Annotated in this window: 20 protein-coding genes; 5 read left to right on the top strand and 15 right to left on the bottom strand. The window is 55.7% G+C overall.

All coding sequences use genetic code 11. The features are described 5' to 3' along the window. Positions 1–164 precede the first annotated feature (164 nt). Complete coding sequence (locus tag AC2FH2_RS15130; protein WP_496824203.1) at positions 165–467, bottom strand: SH3 domain-containing protein; 303 nt, start codon at positions 465–467, stop codon at positions 165–167. 310 nt (positions 468–777) lie between these two features. Between AC2FH2_RS15130 and AC2FH2_RS15125 the strand changes: the two genes are divergently transcribed. Then, positions 778–1,107 (top strand): arsenate reductase family protein, encoded by a 330-nt coding sequence (locus AC2FH2_RS15125; protein ID WP_496824201.1) that lies wholly within the window; start codon positions 778–780, stop codon positions 1,105–1,107. Positions 1,108–1,245: 138 nt separating this feature from the next. Here the strand turns inward: AC2FH2_RS15125 and AC2FH2_RS15120 are convergent, their stop codons facing one another. Continuing rightward, positions 1,246–2,160 (bottom strand): NAD(P)-dependent oxidoreductase, encoded by a 915-nt coding sequence (locus tag AC2FH2_RS15120; RefSeq protein WP_496824199.1) that lies wholly within the window; start codon positions 2,158–2,160, stop codon positions 1,246–1,248. Positions 2,161–2,211: 51 nt separating this feature from the next. On the opposite strand from AC2FH2_RS15120, the gene AC2FH2_RS15115 reads away from it, so the two are divergent. Beyond that, on the top strand, positions 2,212–3,129 hold the full coding sequence (locus AC2FH2_RS15115; protein WP_271950534.1) for a LysR substrate-binding domain-containing protein: 918 nt from the start codon (positions 2,212–2,214) through the stop codon (positions 3,127–3,129). 198 nt (positions 3,130–3,327) lie between these two features. Here AC2FH2_RS15115 and AC2FH2_RS15110 read toward each other — a convergent pair whose 3' ends face one another. The 3 genes from AC2FH2_RS15110 to AC2FH2_RS15100 are packed head-to-tail and all read right to left on the bottom strand — an operon-like array spanning position 3,328 to position 5,598. Then, positions 3,328–3,816: a DUF8737 domain-containing protein gene (locus AC2FH2_RS15110; RefSeq protein ID WP_142637299.1), complete on the bottom strand. Its 489-nt coding sequence runs from the start codon at positions 3,814–3,816 to the stop codon at positions 3,328–3,330. 55 nt (positions 3,817–3,871) lie between these two features. Next, the gene (locus AC2FH2_RS15105; protein ID WP_496824197.1) at positions 3,872–4,444 is read right to left on the bottom strand and encodes a carbonic anhydrase; all 573 of its coding nucleotides are present in this window, start codon (positions 4,442–4,444) and stop codon (positions 3,872–3,874) included. Positions 4,445–4,491: 47 nt separating this feature from the next. Further along, the gene (locus AC2FH2_RS15100) at positions 4,492–5,598 is read right to left on the bottom strand and encodes an NmrA family NAD(P)-binding protein (RefSeq protein ID WP_496824195.1); all 1,107 of its coding nucleotides are present in this window, start codon (positions 5,596–5,598) and stop codon (positions 4,492–4,494) included. Positions 5,599–5,685: 87 nt separating this feature from the next. On the opposite strand from AC2FH2_RS15100, the gene AC2FH2_RS15095 reads away from it, so the two are divergent. Then, positions 5,686–6,273, top strand: coding sequence for a TetR/AcrR family transcriptional regulator (locus AC2FH2_RS15095; RefSeq protein WP_185956695.1), 588 nt, complete (start codon positions 5,686–5,688; stop codon positions 6,271–6,273). A 414-nt stretch (positions 6,274–6,687) separates the two neighbouring features. Here the strand turns inward: AC2FH2_RS15095 and AC2FH2_RS15090 are convergent, their stop codons facing one another. The 5 genes from AC2FH2_RS15090 to AC2FH2_RS15070 form a co-directional block, all read right to left on the bottom strand. Beyond that, complete coding sequence (locus AC2FH2_RS15090; RefSeq protein ID WP_496690236.1) at positions 6,688–7,701, bottom strand: alpha/beta fold hydrolase; 1,014 nt, start codon at positions 7,699–7,701, stop codon at positions 6,688–6,690. A 9-nt stretch (positions 7,702–7,710) separates the two neighbouring features. After that, positions 7,711–9,150: a glutamine synthetase family protein gene (locus AC2FH2_RS15085; RefSeq protein ID WP_496690235.1), complete on the bottom strand. Its 1,440-nt coding sequence runs from the start codon at positions 9,148–9,150 to the stop codon at positions 7,711–7,713. Positions 9,151–9,253: 103 nt separating this feature from the next. Beyond that, positions 9,254–9,652 carry an AraC family ligand binding domain-containing protein gene (locus AC2FH2_RS15080; protein WP_496824192.1) on the bottom strand — a complete coding sequence of 133 codons (399 nt, stop codon included), beginning with the start codon at positions 9,650–9,652 and terminating at the stop codon, positions 9,254–9,256. Between the two features lie 4 nt (positions 9,653–9,656). Then, positions 9,657–10,091 (bottom strand): lactoylglutathione lyase, encoded by a 435-nt coding sequence (gene gloA / locus AC2FH2_RS15075; RefSeq protein ID WP_085823161.1) that lies wholly within the window; start codon positions 10,089–10,091, stop codon positions 9,657–9,659. Positions 10,092–10,110: 19 nt separating this feature from the next. Further along, positions 10,111–11,202, bottom strand: a complete 1,092-nt coding sequence (locus tag AC2FH2_RS15070) for an aromatic ring-hydroxylating oxygenase subunit alpha (RefSeq protein ID WP_142637313.1) — start codon at positions 11,200–11,202, stop codon at positions 10,111–10,113. Positions 11,203–11,636: 434 nt separating this feature from the next. Between AC2FH2_RS15070 and AC2FH2_RS15065 the strand changes: the two genes are divergently transcribed. Then, complete coding sequence (locus AC2FH2_RS15065) at positions 11,637–12,173, top strand: Lrp/AsnC family transcriptional regulator (protein WP_282027507.1); 537 nt, start codon at positions 11,637–11,639, stop codon at positions 12,171–12,173. 196 nt (positions 12,174–12,369) lie between these two features. Here the strand turns inward: AC2FH2_RS15065 and AC2FH2_RS15060 are convergent, their stop codons facing one another. The 5 genes from AC2FH2_RS15060 to AC2FH2_RS15040 form a co-directional block, all read right to left on the bottom strand. Further along, a complete protein-coding gene (locus AC2FH2_RS15060; RefSeq protein WP_496824189.1) occupies positions 12,370–12,930 on the bottom strand; it encodes a tyrosine-type recombinase/integrase in 561 nt (186 codons plus the stop codon). Between the two features lie 180 nt (positions 12,931–13,110). Continuing rightward, positions 13,111–13,557 carry an Arm DNA-binding domain-containing protein gene (locus tag AC2FH2_RS15055; RefSeq protein WP_496824187.1) on the bottom strand — a complete coding sequence of 149 codons (447 nt, stop codon included), beginning with the start codon at positions 13,555–13,557 and terminating at the stop codon, positions 13,111–13,113. 288 nt (positions 13,558–13,845) lie between these two features. Beyond that, positions 13,846–14,244 (bottom strand): (deoxy)nucleoside triphosphate pyrophosphohydrolase, encoded by a 399-nt coding sequence (locus AC2FH2_RS15050; protein WP_496824185.1) that lies wholly within the window; start codon positions 14,242–14,244, stop codon positions 13,846–13,848. Next, entirely contained in the window at positions 14,241–15,467 is a 1,227-nt protein-coding gene (gene argJ / locus AC2FH2_RS15045; protein WP_496690230.1) for a bifunctional glutamate N-acetyltransferase/amino-acid acetyltransferase ArgJ, read from the bottom strand. Before argJ ends, AC2FH2_RS15050 begins: the two co-directional genes overlap by 4 nt. Before the next feature lie 4 nt (positions 15,468–15,471). Continuing rightward, positions 15,472–16,320, bottom strand: coding sequence for a peptidylprolyl isomerase (locus tag AC2FH2_RS15040; protein WP_496824183.1), 849 nt, complete (start codon positions 16,318–16,320; stop codon positions 15,472–15,474). 176 nt (positions 16,321–16,496) lie between these two features. Between AC2FH2_RS15040 and secA the strand changes: the two genes are divergently transcribed. Continuing rightward, positions 16,497–19,214 (top strand): preprotein translocase subunit SecA, encoded by a 2,718-nt coding sequence (gene secA / locus AC2FH2_RS15035; protein ID WP_496824181.1) that lies wholly within the window; start codon positions 16,497–16,499, stop codon positions 19,212–19,214. Positions 19,215–19,299: the final 85 nt, after the last annotated feature.

Raw genomic sequence — 19,299 nt, 5'->3', positions numbered from 1 at the left:
CCCCTGAAACTCACGGGTATGAATCACGCAGGCGGGATGACGGCAACCAAATTAATAGGTCCAGAACCTAAGCCCATGTTGAACGATGCCAATTGAACAGAAAGGGCAATTTCCATCGACATTTCATGGTCGCTGTTAACATGGCAATGCTGGTCTCCATTGTATCAAATTTTTCGCAAATATGCCCAGGAGACATACCCTTTGAGCCCACGCGCACGCACCAAAGAAACGCGGCACCAACGAGTGCCACCGGTTTGCTCGCAACTGTGAACTCGTAAGGCGGTTCCATTTGGCAGACCAACAATCACATTGTAGCCTGTTCCGGGTCCACCACGCATTTTCAGCATGTCACCGTCTTCGACGCCAAAAACCTCGTATCGTCCGAGTGAGGCGGCCGTTGCTGGTGCAGCGTATATTGTGGCCACCAGGAACATTGCCGCTACGGGTAAGAAGATTGCACTGCGCATCGCGTTATCCTGCTTGTTGCCTCATCTACAATCGTAGCGATTCAGCTCACCAAGAGGAATAACCCTAAGACAGGAATGTGCAAATTGGCCAAAGTCTGGTGGCTATGACTGCCACGCCCGGTTCGAAGGGCCGCAACGCAGTATCTCGATTGTCAGGCGATTTACTGGAATGGGTTGATCCAGAAACCTCAAGGAACGACGAAAAATGTTCGTAGCGTGGGATACATGTGGGCAGCTATGCCAGATCAAATGGTTGCGTTGGAGGGGTTGATGCGTGAGGTTGCGAGATGGCTGCAAAAGAGACCGCGACATGATGATCTATGGATTGAACACCTGCGCGATTTGCCAGAAGGCCCGAAAGGCGTTGGAGGCAGAAGGCAAGGAAGTCACTTTCCGCGATGTCTGGGCGGAACCTCTGACCGAAGCGGAGCTGGCTGAGCTGATTGCAGAATTCGGGGACTTGCTGGTGGACCGAAAATCGAACGATTACCGAGCGCTTAATGACTGGCTAAAAAATTCGGAAGTAGAGGCACAGATTTCGGCCCAACCCAAGGTGATGGCGCGCCCGGTAATACGCGATCGGGATGTGTTGTATCTTGGCTGGGATGAGACGATTCAAGTCGCTTTGCTACAGAGCTGAGTTTTTAAAAAAAATGCATAATTAGCTTAACGAAACCCGCTGAAATGCTGCACAGGGCCGAATGCACGCTCTCGGAGTGCCGTTCGGTAGATCGTGGTAGCTGCAGAAAGTCTGCAATGGGCGGAGAGCCTTTTTGCATCAGGCATCGGTCATATGCTGGACCAGTGAGGTCAGCTGTCTGTCGCCATGGCCATCGTCCCAAGCCGTCTTGGTTCGGTCATGCATCAACCGGATGAAATCAGCGGGAGCATTAAGTGAGAGATAGGTCTTCAACGCATCCTCTTGCGCCATCGCGTAAACCTTCAGAGAGGCTTCTGCATTGTCGTAGTTCTCGGTCGGAACGGTTCTGGCAAAGAGATCATGGTAGTCCTTGACCAATTTGATCGTGGCAGGAAGTTGGTCGGCATAAACTTGCATCGGGATGCCCGCTTTCTGACAAACAAGTGCACCGTATATCATTCCGAACATAAACCCCTGCCGAACCGTGAAGAGGCCGGCGAAGAGCGCGGCAAGCGCCGCTGGCTTCTCTCCAACATGGGCGGACTTTCCACCCAAGTTTCCGATGACGCTGCCATAACGGTCCCAGGTACCGGCACTGCCGACCGTCAGGATTGTGGTTTCGTCACCGCCAATGCCAGAAGGGTAGGCATTGATCATGCCAAGCATGTAGCCAGCCCCCTGTTTCTCCAGGATGGCGACCAGTCTATCGGCATCCGAGGTATCGCCTGTGCTCATGTCGCAGATAGTCTTACCCTCTAGCGAAAGACTCAGCCCGTTGACTAGTTCAACTGTTTCCGTGTGGCTCTTGATACAAATGATGACAAAATCAGACGCCGCGATGGCATCATTCGGTGAGGAGCAGATGGTGGCGCCAACCTCAGCGAAAACCTCTGCCTTTTCCGGCGTGCGGTTCCAAACGCTGACATCGTGACCTGACTTGAGCAGGCAATGCGCCAGCGCTGACCCCATGTTGCCCAGTCCCAATACAGCAAGTTTCATGATCTTAGCCTCCTGTGTCCGCCAATGAGTTCCAGCACCAGCATGCGCCGGCAAGGGGAGATGACATAGTTGTAAATTTTTCTATATTGTTAGATGGTCTAACTTATGGATTGGCGCACGCTTCCCTCGTTGACATCTCTCAGAGCTTTCGCCGCCGCCGCCGAGTTTCAAAATCTGACCCGGGCGGCAGAGGCACTGAACGTGACCCATTCCGCAGTCAGCCAGCAAATCCGCGGGCTAGAACAACAACTCGGCACCCGGCTTATCACTCGTACCCGGCACGGTATTTCTCTGACATCGCAAGGCGAATTCCTGTCGGCTGGTTTGCTTGAAGCCTTCGCTGAAATGGCCTCTGTGACCGAGAGGGTGACGAGTGCAGAGTCGGTTCGACCGTTGGTGGTCAGCGCGACTCCGATGTTTTCAAGCGCGTTCCTCATGGCGCGGCTGTCGACGTTCATTGATGAATTCCCCAATATCGAATTGAGGATCGATTCAACGATCCAGGCTGTCGATCTCAAGCCGGGCGGAATTGATATGGCCGTCCGATACGGAACAGGTCGCTGGTCAGGGCTTGTCTCGCAGATGCTGCTACCTGGTTGTCTGACGGTCGTCGCGTCCCGCGAACTGATCGGAAACAGGGTGCTCAAAAACCCTGTAGAATTGCTTGATTTCACACTTCTTCAGGAACAGGCGTCGGTCGAGTTTGATCTGTGGCTGGAAAAGGCTGGCATCCCGCCCGAAGCGGAACGGAAAGTGATCCGCATGCCGGGCAACATGCTGTTGGATGGCATCCGCCGAGGTGACGGTATCGGGGCGACAGTACCGGCCTTTGTCTCTGACGAGTTGAAGTCAGGACAACTCGTGGCGCTGTTTGATGATCCAATACCACGGATCGGCTATTACCTTGTCACGCTGTCTGGTCCGGTTCGGCCAGTGGCAAAACTGTTCATACAGTGGCTTTCAAAATCAATTACCGAATATGAGAAAAGCCTGTTCCGATGGCCGCCCGCTCACCTGTTGTAGACGATAAAGAGCACCGGTTAGAGTCAAATAGGGTCTGGCTTACAAGGTAACGACCCGACAATGCTGCGCTACGACTGAAGGTCCGCTCTGTGGATGCCGCACCGCTGCGTTAATGGCAGGGGCGAAGGTCCGGTGTGGGCCGTGAGACTCAGTGGGGCAGGCAGCAGCACTGCCTGCCTGAGAAGCACATTTGTTCTGTCATGCCGACGCCGCCTTGGGCCATTCTGCCTTCAACAGCCGTGCAAAGATCATCACATGCGTGACCAAAAGTACCGGGACAAAGAATGTTGGAATGAACCAAGTGGGGCCAAAGTAGTTAATTGCCTCGGCTTGGCGCAAGGCGTTCACCAGATCTACAGTACCTAGGATGTTGAAACCCCACACCAACGGAAGGGCGGCCACTGATCCCCATCGCAAAGCGATAAGCGCGGCGATTGCCAGAAACGCCGAGAGTAAATCGCCATAGCTGGCGCTGGTTGCGAACGCCTCGGGCAACCCTCCGTTGTTGAGATTTGGTACCAAGAAGCTCATTCCGATGTGTCGGAAAGCATGCGGCAACAGCAGGATTGAGAGCGCTGCCGCCGCCGACAGCCGTGCAAGCCAGGGTGCAACGTACCACGCCGCGATCAGAGCAAAGACAAAGAGACTCATCGCGAACTGAAGAAGGAATATCACTGTGGGCGTCATCTGATCGGTCCTTTCGATATGCGTTTGTTTACGTGAATTGGAGGTAGGCAGACCTTCACCCTCGAACCGCAGTTTGCGATACGCTCACCTCGGCCCGGATCGCCCCCAATGATGCGGCCGGAGCAATCTCGTGGGCTGTTCCAGTGGCGACATCATAAAGCAAGGCTGAGACGGTGATCGCGTCCGGTACCTCCGGTGCTACCGCTAGGCGCTTGATGTCTGCGAAAAGGTCGCTTTCCTGATCCGTGATCGCGTACTCGGACACATCTATCCCAAGCTTTTTCAGCAGCGCGTCCTGAAGGTCTGGATTGGACAGCCGCTGGGCTCCACATTGTGTGTGCTGCATCAGGATTACGTTGAACGCCTGTTCGCGGCCCTCCGTCATGACGCTCACCAGAAAGGCGAGGGTGGCGATTTCTTCGATTGCAACGCGTGTAACCCGTCCGCCGTTGTTTCGGATTACAACCGCATCACCAAGCTCCAGTCCGAGGATGTGCGCGGGATCGACCCGGGCATCGCCGCAAGTCAGCACAACCGTTCGCAACTTTGGCAGGATCGGCAGGTTAGCACTGTCAAAGCCCGCCGCGAATTCTTGGTTTCGAGTGATAAGTTCGTCCTGAATGTTCATTCAGAGGTCCTTTCGTCTTGGGGGACAATCCTTCGTCTTGCGTAGTGTCAGGCGACACGCATCGGTGCGGTCCTTCTGGCGGTGGGCTGGTGACTTTCCGCCCACGCGGCGTCGTCTTGGCAATACGACGGGGAAGAAAGCTGTACATAGTCTCGCTGCATCTGGGCGCGATCAAGATCGAAGGGGCGCGTCGTGAGGATCTTTAGAAAGCTGCCGATCGCGCCAATGCTGCCTGGTAGGCTGCGCGCCAGGCCCGGTTGATCAGCGACCTTGCGCCGTACAATGCTTTCGAAGGCTTCAGGTTCGTGCCCGCTGACTTGGAACACGTCTTCGGTTGGGGCGTTCACCGCGAAGGCGCCTCGCCGGTACTCTTCTGAATAGATTGCAAGCTGGGTGACTGCCGCTTCCGAATAGTTTGCTGGGCGAAGGGCTTTCAGCGCCTTGACCATCATACGCTCGGAAATGTCTGCGTAGCGAACACGCCGCCCCAGCGCACGGCCCATTGCTTCAGGGATCTCGTTGGGTGACAACAGCGTTGGGCCCGTGGGGCGGTAGGTCTTGCCCGCATGGTGTGCCGGATCCGTCAAGGCACCGACAACCACGCGGGCAATGTCTTCGTTTGAGGGGGCGGCATTCTTCTTCACGTCGCCGTCGCCGAGCGGCATCGTGAACTGCCCAAGATGGGCCGCCATGCCCAGTACCATCAGGTAGTTTTCGGCAAACCAGCCGACATTCACCGTGGTCACAGACATCTCGGGGCGCATGCCGATCAGGATGTCGCCCAGATAGACTTCGCGTGTAAACAGGGATGGGTGATCCACGCTGGACAGCCACTGGCTAAGCGTAACGACATGTTCGACCTTTGCTTGGTAAGCCGCGGCTGTGAAGACTGCGTTGAAGTGCAGCCCGTTGGGTGCCGTCGGGGCGCATTGATAAGCCCGCTGCACGCCATTCATGGCCTTGCGCATGTCGCTCAAGGAATACTGGTCACCCACGAACAATTCAGCACCAGCGCGCTCAAGTAGGTCAGAGCGATGATCTCTCCGCCGTATGAACGCACGGACAGGGTAAGCTTTTGCTTTGAGCTGAAGCGCGACTTGCAGCCCGGTCTTACCGCTTGCGCTTGTGACAAGGATCTTGGGTTTGGCAGGCACGGGCACACTCCTTTAGATGATACTTGCAATCTATAATTTAGATGATACATGTAATCTTAAATGTCAACCCCGTCTGGGAGCGCGAAAATGCCGAGGATGTCGGAAGCGGAAAAACAGCGCAGTCACAACAGGATACTGGATGCTGCAGCGCAGTTGTTCCGCGAACGCGGGGTCGAAGCGACCAGCGTCGCTGACGTCATGAAGGCAGCCGGAATGACACATGGCGGTTTCTACCGGCACTTCGAGTCGAAAGAGGATTTGATCGCGACAGCCTTCTGGCACGCAGTCGACGATGTGGTTTCCGACATGGAGCGCGAAGAAACCAGCGAAGGGCGAAAGAAGGAGCGCCAAGGCTACATAGCTAAGTATCTTTCCCAAGCTCACGCTCAAGATAGTCGGAACGGATGCCCGTTGGCGGCGATGGGAACAGAGCTTGCCCGCACAACGGGCGCGCCCCATCAAGTGGGCGCACAGGCGTTAGATCGCATGGCGGCCCTTTTGCAGGACACGTCGGAAACCCGTTCGGGTCAGGGCTTAGCTGCGATGGCGCTCTTGATGGGCACGATTACCCTGGCTCGTCTGACGGAATCCGAAGAAGAGGCAGACCGAGCGCTGGAAGCAGGGCGCACAGCCATAGGTTTGCTTCAGGATTATTGGCCGAAAGAAAGATCCTAACTGTGGCAGAGTATCCCGAGAATTTGACGGCTATGTTGTGGTTTGCCGTCACCCGCTGTTCGACAATGCTGCAAGGTGCACGAACGGCAGCAATGCGCAGGCTGCGCTGCAGCGTCGAGTGGTGAGGCAAACGGCTGGTTTGGGCCGTACAGGACAGGGTTTATCTTGGCTAGGCGAGTCATTCTGCGCCGCATCCGACGGTAGCAGTGAGTCCAATGTTTCGAATGCCGCGACTGGCATCGACGTCTGTTATGCGCAGTAATGCGGACTTGGCAACATCGAACGAATTACCCAGAGCGTAACTATAGCTAATCCACTGCGGTTGCAGTTCTGTTGCCGAATTGCTGCCCTTCACTTGAAGGAATGTACCAGTCGCTAATGAAGGAGTACAATCTCTCATTTATTTACAAGGTCTTATTCTTCTAAGAGCTCGCGGATATTAACGTCCAACTGTGCCGCAAAGCCTTTGTCGTTACCAGGATTGGCGGCGCAATGACCCCATGGCGAGTCGTAAGGACGGAAGATGGCGTTAGGCATGTGGTGGGCCTCAATTTCATTGTCTTCAGGAGGGAAATAGAGGTCCTGAGTGCAGGGCATCAGGATGGCACGCGCCTTGATGGCACCCAGCGCCAGTTTGTAATCCCCATTGTAAAGTGGCCCGGCAGAGATGTCGCCAGCCTGCCAGGTGGCAAGCTTGGCCAGTAGATTGTTGGCATCCCAGCTCTGTACATGGTCCTGTTCCCAATCTTGCATCAGCTCTTCAATGGATTGGAATCCAAGCTGCTCATAAAGCCTCTCACGGTAAAAGGTCTGAGAGAAAGCCCAGCCTGCGTAAACCCGACCGAAGGCTTTGAGCCCGGCCTCGGGCGGGCTGTCATAATTGCCGCCGTTCCAATTCTGGTCCGCGCAAAGGGCGGCCTTGACCCCTTCGAGGAAGACAAAATTATGCGTTGAGGTTTTGGCCGAGGCGCAGAAAGGCAAGATCGCTTGTACCATATCCGGGTATTGCGCCGCCCATTGATAGGATTGACAGCCCGCCATTGACCAGCCGGCGACCAGCGCGATCTTTTCGATGCCGAGGTGATCTTGGATCAACCGATGCTGCGCCGCGATATTATCCCACATCTGCACCAACGGAAATCGCGGGCCGTCTTGAGGGGAGGGCGTATTCGAGGGCGAAGACGAACGGCCATTGCCGAACAAATTTGGACTGACGATGAAGTGGCGGCTTGGGTCAATAGCGCGACCGGGGCCGAAGAACCCTTCGTTCCGAGTATTTGTCCCCGTGTAGAAGGTCGGTAGGACGATGACATTGTCGCGGGTGGCCGACAACGTGCCGTAAGTTTGATAGGCAAGTTTGGCGTCGTGCAAAACCTGACCCGATAGAAGCGGGAAGTCTCCAAGGTCGAATGTCCTAAACTCATCCACGACCATCTTTCAGTACAGCCTCAGATACTCTTGCACTTCCCAATCAGTGACCGATTGGTGATAGCGCTCCCATTCGTCGTTTTTGTACTCGATATAGGAGTTGCGCATCACGCGCCCCATCACATGTTCGGCCATCTCGTCATGACGCAGAGCCTCAATAGCGTTGAACAAAGTTCGCGGAAGCCTGCGTATACCGAGCTCGGCAAGCTCGGATTCAGTCTTTGAGTACAAATCAAAATCTGTTGGTTTGCCCGGATCGATCTTGTTTTTGATGCCTTTTATTCCGCAGCTCAAGTGCATCGCCATCGCGAGATAGACATTCATTGTCATGTCACAGGCGCGATTTTCGATGCAGTGGCGGCTTTGCGGAAGGCGGAACTGGGCGGATCGGTTGTTGAAGCCATAGGTGATATTTGTCGGGGCCCATGTGACCGTGCCGCCTTCAAAGCCGCCAACACGTGGCACCAGACCGTTATAGGAATTCACCGTCGGACAGGTGATCGCGGTGATTGCTTCTGCATGCTGCATCAGTCCGCCAACTGCCCAGCGGCTTTCGTCACTCCAATCGCCATCCGGCGTTTCGAAAATGTTCTCGCCCGGACGGCTTTCATGCTGCATCGACATGTTGATATGCGCGCCAGACCGCCAATCGCCCACTGTCGGTTTCGGCATGAAAGTGATGAACATCCCGTGCTTTTTTGCGACTTCTTTCAGGGTGATGCGCAGGAATGCCAGCCGATCAGACATTTCCAGCATGTTGGTGTAGTGGAAATCCAGCTCGAACTGCGAATACGCACCCTCGGCCACCACGTCATGCAGGTTCCAACCCAGACCCTCGATGATGTCGATCATGTCTTTCAGAAACGCCATCGAGTCGATCGAGTATTCAACGTCATAGCCAAACGCCTGACGGCGGGGCCGAAGGCCGCTTGCAGGGTCGTCGTCAAACGCCTTCACCGGCTGACCGGCGTCGTCGTATTTCATCACAATGAATTCGGGCTCGACCCCAGCATAACCTGTGTACCCTTCCTGCGCAGCCTCGTGCATGGCACGTTTCAGGGCCTGACGCGGGCAGACATTATAGGGCGCATCTTCCCAGTAGAGGTCCGAGAAGATGATCGCCATCGAAGTATCCCACGGGCAGACATAGACGGCATCGAGATCCGGCACCACGACCTGATCGCTGTCGGCAGGGCTGAGTTCGGGCACGTAAGAAATCGAATGCACCGCAAATTGCGGTCCTTTCCCGAGGCATAGCGGTTCAAAATCACTCATCGGTACGGGTTTGGTTTTTGGAATACCGTGCAGGTCAATCCAGGCGGCCATCACGTATTTGACGCCAGCCTCCTCCAGACGTTGCCGTACCTCTGCGATACGCGGGCGGTTACGCTCGACAGCGTCATGGATAGTCTCGTAGTAGATGCGGGTGCTGGCATTGTCCTTGGGCATTCGGCGTTCTCCCATCGAATGGCAATCAGATTTGGTTCACCGAGGGTGATCCCTCAGTGTTGGTGCTGGTTTCGGTTGTTCTGTCGCTCAGCGGTTAAGATGTTCAGCCGGGGACAAAATCGTCAGGGTCGATGCCCGGAACCTGCGTGATCCCGGCAAGCTGTTTCCAGTTGTGAGGGTAGGCGGCATAGAAGATCACGCATTTGCCGTCCGACTCGTAGGAGATGTGGTTGTCCTTCGGGACAAACAGCACATCACCACGATTGCAAACATAGCTTTTGCCGCCGCAAACCAGTCGGAACGTGCCCTCAAGGCAATAAATGATCTCGTCGCAGGTCAGATCCCACGGCACCTTGATGTTGTTCAGGACGTTGATACCGCCGCACATGGACTTGCTGAATTCGCTGGTCACCATCGGTTTGATGTAAGTGTCGCTGTCGCCCATCGAGTCGTAGCGATTTTGAACCAGATCGAATTTGAAAAGTTGAGGTGTGTCACCCATTTGGTCAGCCTTCCTGTGCCAGGTGTTTCAGTATGGATTCGTTCAATTCGACCTTGTAACCGTCAGGGTCCTCGCAAAAGGCGATGACCCTTGTGCCGTTTTTCATTGGCCCCGGTGGGCGGGTGATGTTTACGCCGGCCGCAGCCAGCTGTTCGCACGCGGCATAAACATCTGGCGTTTCGATGCAGATGTGACCCCAGCCGTCGCCTTTGTCATAAGGCGTGCCCTGATCCCAATTGGCGGTCAGCTCCAGCGTGGGAAACTCGGCCTCGGGCCCATAGCCGATAAAGGTATTGGTGAATTTGCCTTCGGGGTAGTCCGTGCGCCGCTGCACTTCCATACCCAGAATTCCGCAATAGAAATCCAGTGACTTCTCCATGTCGGTGACCCGCATCATCGTATGGGCCAGACGAAACCCTTTGGATATGGACTTGTTCATCGATATTGTTCCTTCTTGCTTAAGTACCGGCCACGTCGCGCTCGATCAGATCCTGAAAGGCGCGGACGCTGTCCTCCCAAGCGGGCGACAACAGGCCCCCATCCTCGGCGACCGGGGATTTGCGGCCCTCAAACATGCGTTCAACCATCTCGTGATCTTCCTTGTGGACATCCCACCAAAGGTTTCTGAGGGCTTGTACTTCCTCGGCGCTCAGTTCCTGGCCTTCTGTCGTGTAAAGTGCTCGGTACTGGCGCATCTTTCCGGGACCAATGGGCACGTTCAGATATACGCCCAGCTGATCCGGAAAATAGCGGCCCAGAATGAAATTGGGGTACAGGGTCAGATAGCGAGAGCTGACCCCCAGACTGCCGGATGTGCCCAACTCTTCGTTCAGATCCACCGCGCTGCCGATGCAGGTGCCATCGGTGATTGTATAGTGGTTTTCCAATGGTTGATCAGTGGTTGAGGCATGGACAAACTGAACGTGGTAGGGCTCGATAAAGTTCTCCATGATCAGCTTCCAGTTGGTGCTAATCTCACCAAAGTCGAGCAGGCCAATTGGTTCCACTCTGGTGAAATCCATCCCCTCCAGCCGGCTGATCAAAGGCGCGGCATAGTCTTCGAAATCAGGCGCGTTCCCATCCAGATTGACGAAGATCCAGTCATGCCAGACATGGGTGCGTACAGGCTTGAGGCGATGATTTTTGATGTCAAAGCCGTCGAACTCCTGCTTGCCGGTTCCGGCAAAATGAGGTGCAGCCCGCAGGCGGCCATCCAGGTCATAAGCCCAGGCATGATAGGGGCAGCGGATCAGCTTGCCGACATTCTTGGGCTTGTCGACCAATGTCATACACCGGTGCAAGCAAACATTGTGAAACACCTGGATGTCGCCGTCACGACCGCGCACCGCCAGCAGTGGTAAGTCTGCGCAGGTAACCGGATGAGCATCACCGGGGTTAGCCATCTGATGGGCAAACCCGATGAACACCCAGTTCTTGGCCAGGACAGTCTGGCATTCCCGCTGCCAGAACTCTTCGCTGCGATACGCCCCGGCGGTCAGCCCGTGCTGAGGCCCTCCAATGGCCTGAGTTCTATCCTCGGCAATTGTCATTTGTCCTCCCTTCGACACTGCCACCTGTACCCGTCGGTCCAACGACAGGCGCATGGTTTTACCGTTTCTCGCGGTCTTCCTACTTGCGGACTCTGTCCCGCCGCGCCGGGAATTGAAGTTTCGACTGCGAATATCGCATTAGCCGCCTAACATTCTTTCGATTTTCGCGAATATTTTGGGATTTTGGGGCACGAATCAGAAATAATCTGGTCAAAAAACGGCATTGAAGTGCGAATTTCGAATAACCAGGTCGTGTGGATTGCGAGAGCCGCAATTTCAGCGGGATTTTACAGAAAATTTGGCAATAGGCCCGCGTCACGGTCCTTGGAAGCTGCGGTGTCGAGGGCAAAAGATGTCGTTTTCTGCACTTCCTGCCACAGAATTCTTAGGAGAGAATTGCGAATTTCGATGCCCTCACCTAGTCTCAGCTACGAATGCAGCAATCGAGCATCGGGTATATGGCAGTCAAAAAGCAATCAAACGTGCGCGCCTCCGCACAGAGCATTAGGTCCCCAAAGGATGACTTGAACCAGCAGATCATCCGGCTATTGCAGCAAGATGGTCGGATGGCTTTTTCGGAAATTGCACAGCAGTTGAATGTGTCCGAAGGAACCATCCGCAACAGGGTGAGCGGTCTGCGAGACAACAACATGTTGCGGATCGTTGCGATGTCGGATCCGGTGGCCACAGAATACACAACCGACGCGATGATCGGGTTGAATGTGGCCGCTGGCGTGACCCCACGCCAGGTGGCGAAGCGCCTTGAAAAGAACCCAAGGGTTGTTTTCATCCTGTGGGTCGCGGGACGTTACGACCTGATCATTGAACTGGTCAGTGACGACGGTGACGCATTGAAGGAATTTCTAGAGCATGAAATCCATGCGAGTGACGATATCGCCAATGCCGATGTTATGCCGGGGCTGAAGAATTTCAAGAATCAGTTTCTGCTAAAGCAGGATGTGAAGGAGTGAAGAGGAAGAAGCCGATCGCTGACGTTTCTAATGCGAAAGGGTTTCAACAGGGTTTTTGGGGAGATGTTCAGCGCCGATCTTAATGCCGACCCCGACAGCCATCCGTCTTCCGAACTGCGCGAACGATGTTGTCTAATATTTCGCTTTGAATATCAGATCCTGCAGCGAGTTACCGCTTGGGCTTCGGGCGGACGGTTCAGAAATCATCATGGATGCTTTCTTCCTCGCCGGTTACATAACGAGCCCATTCGTTCATGATTAGTCGACGTTGCTCCAGATAATCCGTCCTGCGATACGCCCTTTCGACCTGACTTCCTGCAACATGGCCAAGGCTGGTTTCTGCGACTTCCCTTGGCGCATTGGTTCGGTCCGCCACCCAATCCCGAAAGCTGGATCTGAACCCATGAGGCCTATATGGCAAACCTGCCTTGCGCATATGTTGCCCCATCGTCATATCCGAAATCACTCCTTTGCGAAGGCCGGGGAAGAGAAAACCATCACGGTAGAAGGGTTTGGTGAGGTCAACCACGCGCTGGGCTTCGCCGGACAAAGGCACGCGAAAATTCGCCGTTTGGCCTAACCGGCCCTTCATCTGATGCGCAGGGATTGTCCAAATGTCATCTTCAATTTGATCGTATCTCATAAAGCGGAGTGGACCTGAGCGGGCTGCCGTCAGGATCAGCATCCGCAGGGCCAGATTGGTTGTCGTGGGCACTTCTAGGGTTCTGTAGAATTCTGGAACGTCAATCCACGGCATGGCAGCAATGTGTTGTGGCGTATGCCTAGATTTACCAAGAAGCGCTTTGGCTTTTTCGGTGGCTTGCAAATCTACGTCCAACCCTAGCGCCGCAGCGTGCCTTAGAGCGATGCTGAGGCGATTAATGGCTTTCCGGGCAGTTTCCCCCTTTGGAGTGCCAAATGGGCCTCAGAGCGTCTCTTATGTCGATCTGATCGATATCTGAGCCGGGGATCTACCCAGTTTGGGTAAGACATGTAGTTCTAGAGGAGAAAACCAGCGCCCAGCTTTACCGTCGCCTTTGAGTTCGGCCTTCCGACTTTCGAACGCGTCCAATGCGACATCCGCCAAACAATGTAAATTGCGTTCAGCCTCACGCCGTTGTTTTTCGCGTTCTTTGATTGGATCAAGACCCTTCCGGGCAAAGGCGCGCCACTGTTCCGCGTGTTCTCTTGGTTCTTTGAGCGATACATCTGCAATGGACCCAAGGCCCATTTCACGCCTGCGACCGTGTACCGTGATCCTGAGGAACCATTGCCCGCCGTCATCTTGGCGCTTGTGTAACCACAATCCGGCACCATCGTTGTGCTTACCGGGGCCTGCTGCCTTCACCGCTGCGGCCGAAAGTTTACGGATAGGCCGCGCCATCCGTCCACCCTTCTATCCACCTTATTGTCTGCGGTATCCTGCTATATCCTGACACATAACGGAATAGCTAAAGTCTTAGGGTGTTGGTTTTTATAAGAAAGTGGAATGTCGTGGGGTATGGTGGTGTAATGTCTAAATGCATCTCCTGGGCACCAAACTCCAAACATCTCCCTACTTTTCAAGCGATTGCACTCGTGCGTTTTTCCGTTTCTTGCCTGCGCCTAAGCGCTGCAATAGGTTTAAATCGCGCGCTGAATTCCAGCGTCCAGACAAGATCGAACCGGGACCCTAAAGCCAATCCCGCAAAATCGGGATCAACGGCACATCTGCCGCAGGCATCGGGTAACTGCGCAGATCATTCGCACGCACCCATTTCAGCGCCTGTCCTTCCTTCGATTGTGGAATGCCCTCCCATTTCCGGCAGGCAAACAGCGGCATCAGCAGGTGAAAATCATCATAGCTGTGGCTGGCGAAGGTCAGCGGCGCAAGGCAGGAGGACCATGTGTTGATGCCCAGTTCTTCGTACAGTTCGCGGATCAGGGCGACCTCGGGCGTTTCGCCGAGTTCGATCTTGCCGCCGGGAAACTCCCAAAGTCCAGCCATGGATTTGCCTTCGGGGCGCTGCGCCAGCAGCACCCGGCCCTCAATGTCTATCAGGGCGACCGCAGAAACCAGAACTGTTTTCACGACCGGTAATCCGCGTTGATCTCGATATAGCCATGGGTCAGGTCGCAGGTCCAAACTGTGGATTTACCGGCGCCCAGCCCCAGATCGACGCCGATTACAAGGTCCTGAGCTTTCATGTATTCGGCGGCATCTTCCTCGCGGTAATCGGGGCTGACCCAGCCTTTTTCGGCCACAAGGATGTCTCCGAAAGAAATGCTCAGCAGGTCACGGTCGGCAGCTGCACCCGATTTTCCGATGGCCATGACGACGCGGCCCCAATTCGGATCTTCGCCCGCAATGGCGGTTTTTATCAGTGGTGAATTGGCAATCGCCAATCCATGCACCTTGGCGTCGGCATCGGTGACGGCCCCGGTCACACGAATTTCTACGAATTTCGTGGCGCCCTCGCCATCGCGTACCACTTGTTGGGCAAGGTCCAGCATCACGGTTTCCAAAGCCTCGGCAAAGGCGGCATTGTCTGTCGCATCCACCCCCGAAGCCCCAGTAGCACACAGCAGCAGGCTGTCCGAGGTCGAAGTGTCGCTGTCGACAGTGATGCAGTTGAAAGTGCGGTCAGTCTGCGTACCCAGCATCTGCTGCAACGCGGATTGCTCGACCTGGGCGTCGGTGAAGATATAAACCAGCATCGTCGCCATATCAGGCGCGATCATGCCAGAACCCTTGGAAATCCCCGCAATAGAGACTGTTCTTCCATCAATCTCGACCTGCGCCGAAGCTCCTTTCGGAAAGGTATCCGTGGTCATGATAGCCCGCGCTGCATCTTCGATTGCGTGGCGACTGAGGCCGGATTTCAGGGCCTCAAGCTGCGCCACGATGCGGCCATGCGGCAAGGGTTCACCGATCACACCAGTTGACGAGGTAAAAACCCGTTCGACCGGCACGCCTGTGGTCTCGGACACTGCTTGCGTCACCTCGGCGACCGAGCTTTGGCCATAATGCCCGGTAAATGCATTGGCATTGCCCGAATTCACAAGGATCGCCGCCGGCCCGTCACTTGGCCCGCCGATCTTGTCCTGACAATCCAGCACGGGTGCCGCGCGTGTGGCCGAGCGGGTAAAGACCCCAGCCACTGAAGTGCCTGGATCAAGGACCGCCAGCATCACATCAGTGCGGCCTTGATAGCGTACGCCGGCTTCGACGGTCGCAAAGCGCACACCGTCAATCGCGGGCAATTCGGGAAACGCCGCCGGGGCCAGCGGAGAGACTTTGGTGATCGAGGCCACGGGGTTACTCCTGAATCAGGTCCAACTGACGCACGATGCCCGGGGTCACATCTTCGAGCGCAGGACGTTCGATCTGTGCAGCCTGGGTCAACTCGCCGATACGGGCCTGAATAGCTTCACTTTGCAGATCCTGTGCCAGCTCGTCGCGCACCGCATCAAGTGCGGGCGCTTCGGATTTGCGCTTGTCATTCAGAATGATCACGTGCCAGCCGAACTGTGTCTGCACCGGGTCCGACACCTGATCCCTCTCAAGCGCGACAACGGCGGTTTCAAACTCGGGAACCATCTGCCCCTTGCCGAACCAACCCAGCACCCCGCCATTCGGGCCGGAAGGACCGGTTGATTTTTCTTTGGCCAGCTCGGCAAAGTCGGCGCCATCATCCAACTGAGCCTTAAGGTCTTTTGCCTCATCCTCGGTCTCGACCAGAATATGGCTGGCATTAAACTCATCTTCGCCTTCAAACTCGGCAAAGCGCGCATCATAGGCGGTCTGAATGGTTTCTGCCGTTACAACTTCGTCGATCAGGGCATTTACGGTCTGAACCGCCAGCAAAGACCGCGTCTCGTTCTCGATGGCCAAGGCGTTCAGATTGCTCAGCCCTTCTTGCTCCTGGCCCAGCAACTGCTGCTGAATCAGCTGCTCGATGATGAAATCATACAGAACATCATCTTCGACCTGCTGGTAGTTGGGGGGCAGTGTCGCAACTGTTGCGATCACATGCGCCAGAGTGATTTCTTCACCGTTTACGCGGGCGACCACCGTGCTGGCATCGGGCTTGGTTTCGGCGGCCAATGGCAGCGCCATCACCGTTGCAAGGGCCAGCGATGGCAGAAAAGTGAGGCCTTTGGGCATGGAATCATCCTATTTCTTTGCCACGGCAGGGCGCAGCGTTGACACTCTGGAACCTGCCGCTTACATCGCTTTGAAGCCTTGGACAGGGCCGCCTTTCACCCCCCGTATCTATGGGTTGCGCGCAAGGTGGGCAAGCCTGTCAAAACCAAGACAAGAACAGATCCGCTGGAGTGAACATGCTGGGACTCGGAACGCTCGCCAAAAAGGTGTTCGGAACACCGAACGACCGCAAGATCAAGGCGACCCGCCCCCTGATCGAACAGATCAACGCGCTGGAACCCGAGTTCGAGAATCTGTCGGATGACGGCCTGATCGCAAAGACCGCCGAGCTGCGCAAACGTGCGCTGGAAGGCGATAGCCTGGATGATCTGCTGCCCGAGGCGTTTGCCAACGTACGCGAAGGTGCAAAACGCGCGCTGGGCCTGCGTGCCTTTGATGTGCAGTTGATGGGCGGCGCCTTCCTGCATCAAGGCAATATTTCCGAGATGAAAACGGGTGAAGGCAAGACATTGGTTGCGACCCTCCCCGCCTATCTGAACGCGCTGACCGGTAAGGGCGTGCACGTGGTCACGGTGAACGAATACCTGGCCAAGCGCGACTCGGAATGGATGGGCAAGGTGTTTGCCGCCGTGGGCATGACCACCGGTGTCATCTGGTCAGGGCAGCCCGATGCCGAGAAAAAGGCTGCTTATGCCTGTGACGTGACCTATGCCACCAACAATGAGCTGGGTTTTGATTACCTGCGCGATAATATGAAGGCGGAACTGGATCAAATTTACCAGAAACACCACAATTTCGCGATCGTGGATGAGGTCGACTCGATCCTGATTGACGAGGCGCGGACGCCGCTGGTCATTTCCGGGCCCTCCGAGGACCGGTCGGACCTGTATACCGCGATTGATGCGCTAATCCCGTCATTGGGAGAAGATCACTTCACGCTGGACGAAAAGTCCCGGAACGTGACCTTCACGGATGAGGGTAACGAGTTTCTGGAGCAACAGTTGATTGCCAACGGCCTGATCCCAGAAGGCCATTCGCTGTATGATCCTGAAAGCACCACGGTCGTTCACCACGTGAACCAGGGCTTGCGCGCGCATAAGCTGTTTACACGTGACAAAGATTACATCGTGCGGGACGGCAATGTCGTTCTGATTGATGAGTTCACCGGTCGCATGATGCCAGGTCGTCGCCTGTCGGAAGGTCTTCATCAGGCCATCGAAGCCAAGGAAAACGTGCAGATCCAGCCCGAAAACGTAACATTGGCCAGCGTGACGTTCCAAAACTATTTCCGCCTGTATGACAAGCTGGGCGGCATGACCGGCACCGCGCTGACCGAGGCTGAGGAATTTACCGAAATCTACGGTCTGGGCGTTGTCGAAGTACCAACCAACAAACCGATCGCGCGTCTGGATGAGGACGATCAGGTCTTTCGTACCGCAGCCGAAAAATACGGCGCCATGATCGACGAGACAAAGGAAGCCCAGAAAAACGGACAACCGGTCCTTCTGGGCACCACGTCCATCGAAAAGTCCGAATTGCTCAGCCAGATGCTCACCAAAGAGGGTATCCAGCACAATGTTCTGAATGCCCGCCAACACGAGCAAGAGGCGCAGATCGTTGCCGATGCGGGCCGATATGGCGCAGTAACCATCGCCACCAACATGGCCGGTCGCGGTACTGATATTCAGCTGGGCGGCAATGTGGAAATGAAGGTTCTGCAGGCGCTGGAAGAAAACCCCGATGCCGACCCGGCCGAGCTGCGTGCCGCGGAAGAAGCCCGCCATGCTGAAGAAAAAGAAAAGGTCCTGGCTGCCGGTGGGCTGTATGTCATGGCGTCCGAACGGCACGAGAGCCGCCGTATCGACAACCAGCTGCGGGGCCGGTCCGGCCGTCAGGGTGATCCGGGCCGCACCGTGTTTTACCTCAGCCTCGAAGACGACCTAATGCGCATCTTCGGCTCGGAACGGTTGGACAAGGTTCTGACCACGCTGGGCATGAAAGAAGGTGAGGCCATCGTCCACCCCTGGGTGAATAAATCGCTGGAGCGGGCGCAATCCAAGGTCGAAGGTCGCAACTTTGACATGCGCAAGAACGTCCTGAAATTCGACGATGTGATGAACGACCAGCGTAAGGTGGTATTCAGCCAACGGCGCGAAATCATGTCCGCTGACGATCTGTCCGAAATCGTATCAGACATGCGTGAACAGGTGATCGACGATCTGATCGACGAATATATGCCGCCGAAATCCTATGCTGATCAGTGGGATACCGAGGGTCTGCACGAGGCGGTTAAGGACAAGCTGACCATTGACGCCCCGGTTCAGGACTGGGCCGCCGAAGAAGGCGTGGATGACGAGCAGGTGCGCGAGCGCCTGATCAACGCCGCCGACGAGATGATGGCGCAAAAAGTGGCCGCGTTCGGCCCCGAGAACATGCGCAACATCGAAAAGCAGGTCTTGCTGAACACGATCGACAGCAAATGGCGCGAACATCTGCTGACGCTGGAACATCTGCGCTCGGTCGTGGGCTTCCGCGGCTATGCCCAGCGCGACCCGCTGAACGAATACAAGAACGAAAGCTTCCAGCTGTTCGAATCCATGCTGGATTCGTTGCGCGAAACCGTGACCCGGCAACTGTCCCGCGTGCGACCGCTGACCGAAGAGGAACAGCGCGAAATGCTGACCCAGATGCAAGCGCAGCAGGCACGGGCGCAGCAGGCGGTAGATCAGGCCACTGGTCACGCCGAAGCGGTGGCCGAGGCCGAAGCCTCGGGTGATGCGCGGCCTGGATTTGTCGAAGACGACCCGGCAACTTGGGGAAACCCGTCGCGCAACGACAAGTGCCCCTGCGGTTCAGGCAAGAAGTTTAAGCATTGCCATGGCCGGTTGACCTAACGTCACCACAATCGAGACACAATGAGTCCGCCTCACGGCCACATATTAGCCGTGATTCAACTGCAGGGTGCGAATCGCTCCTTCA

It is taken from the genome of Ruegeria sp. YTSA105, from assembly GCF_059610225.1.
Note: the sequence above shows the minus strand (reverse complement) of the source record. Positions and strands in the feature narration are given on the sequence as shown.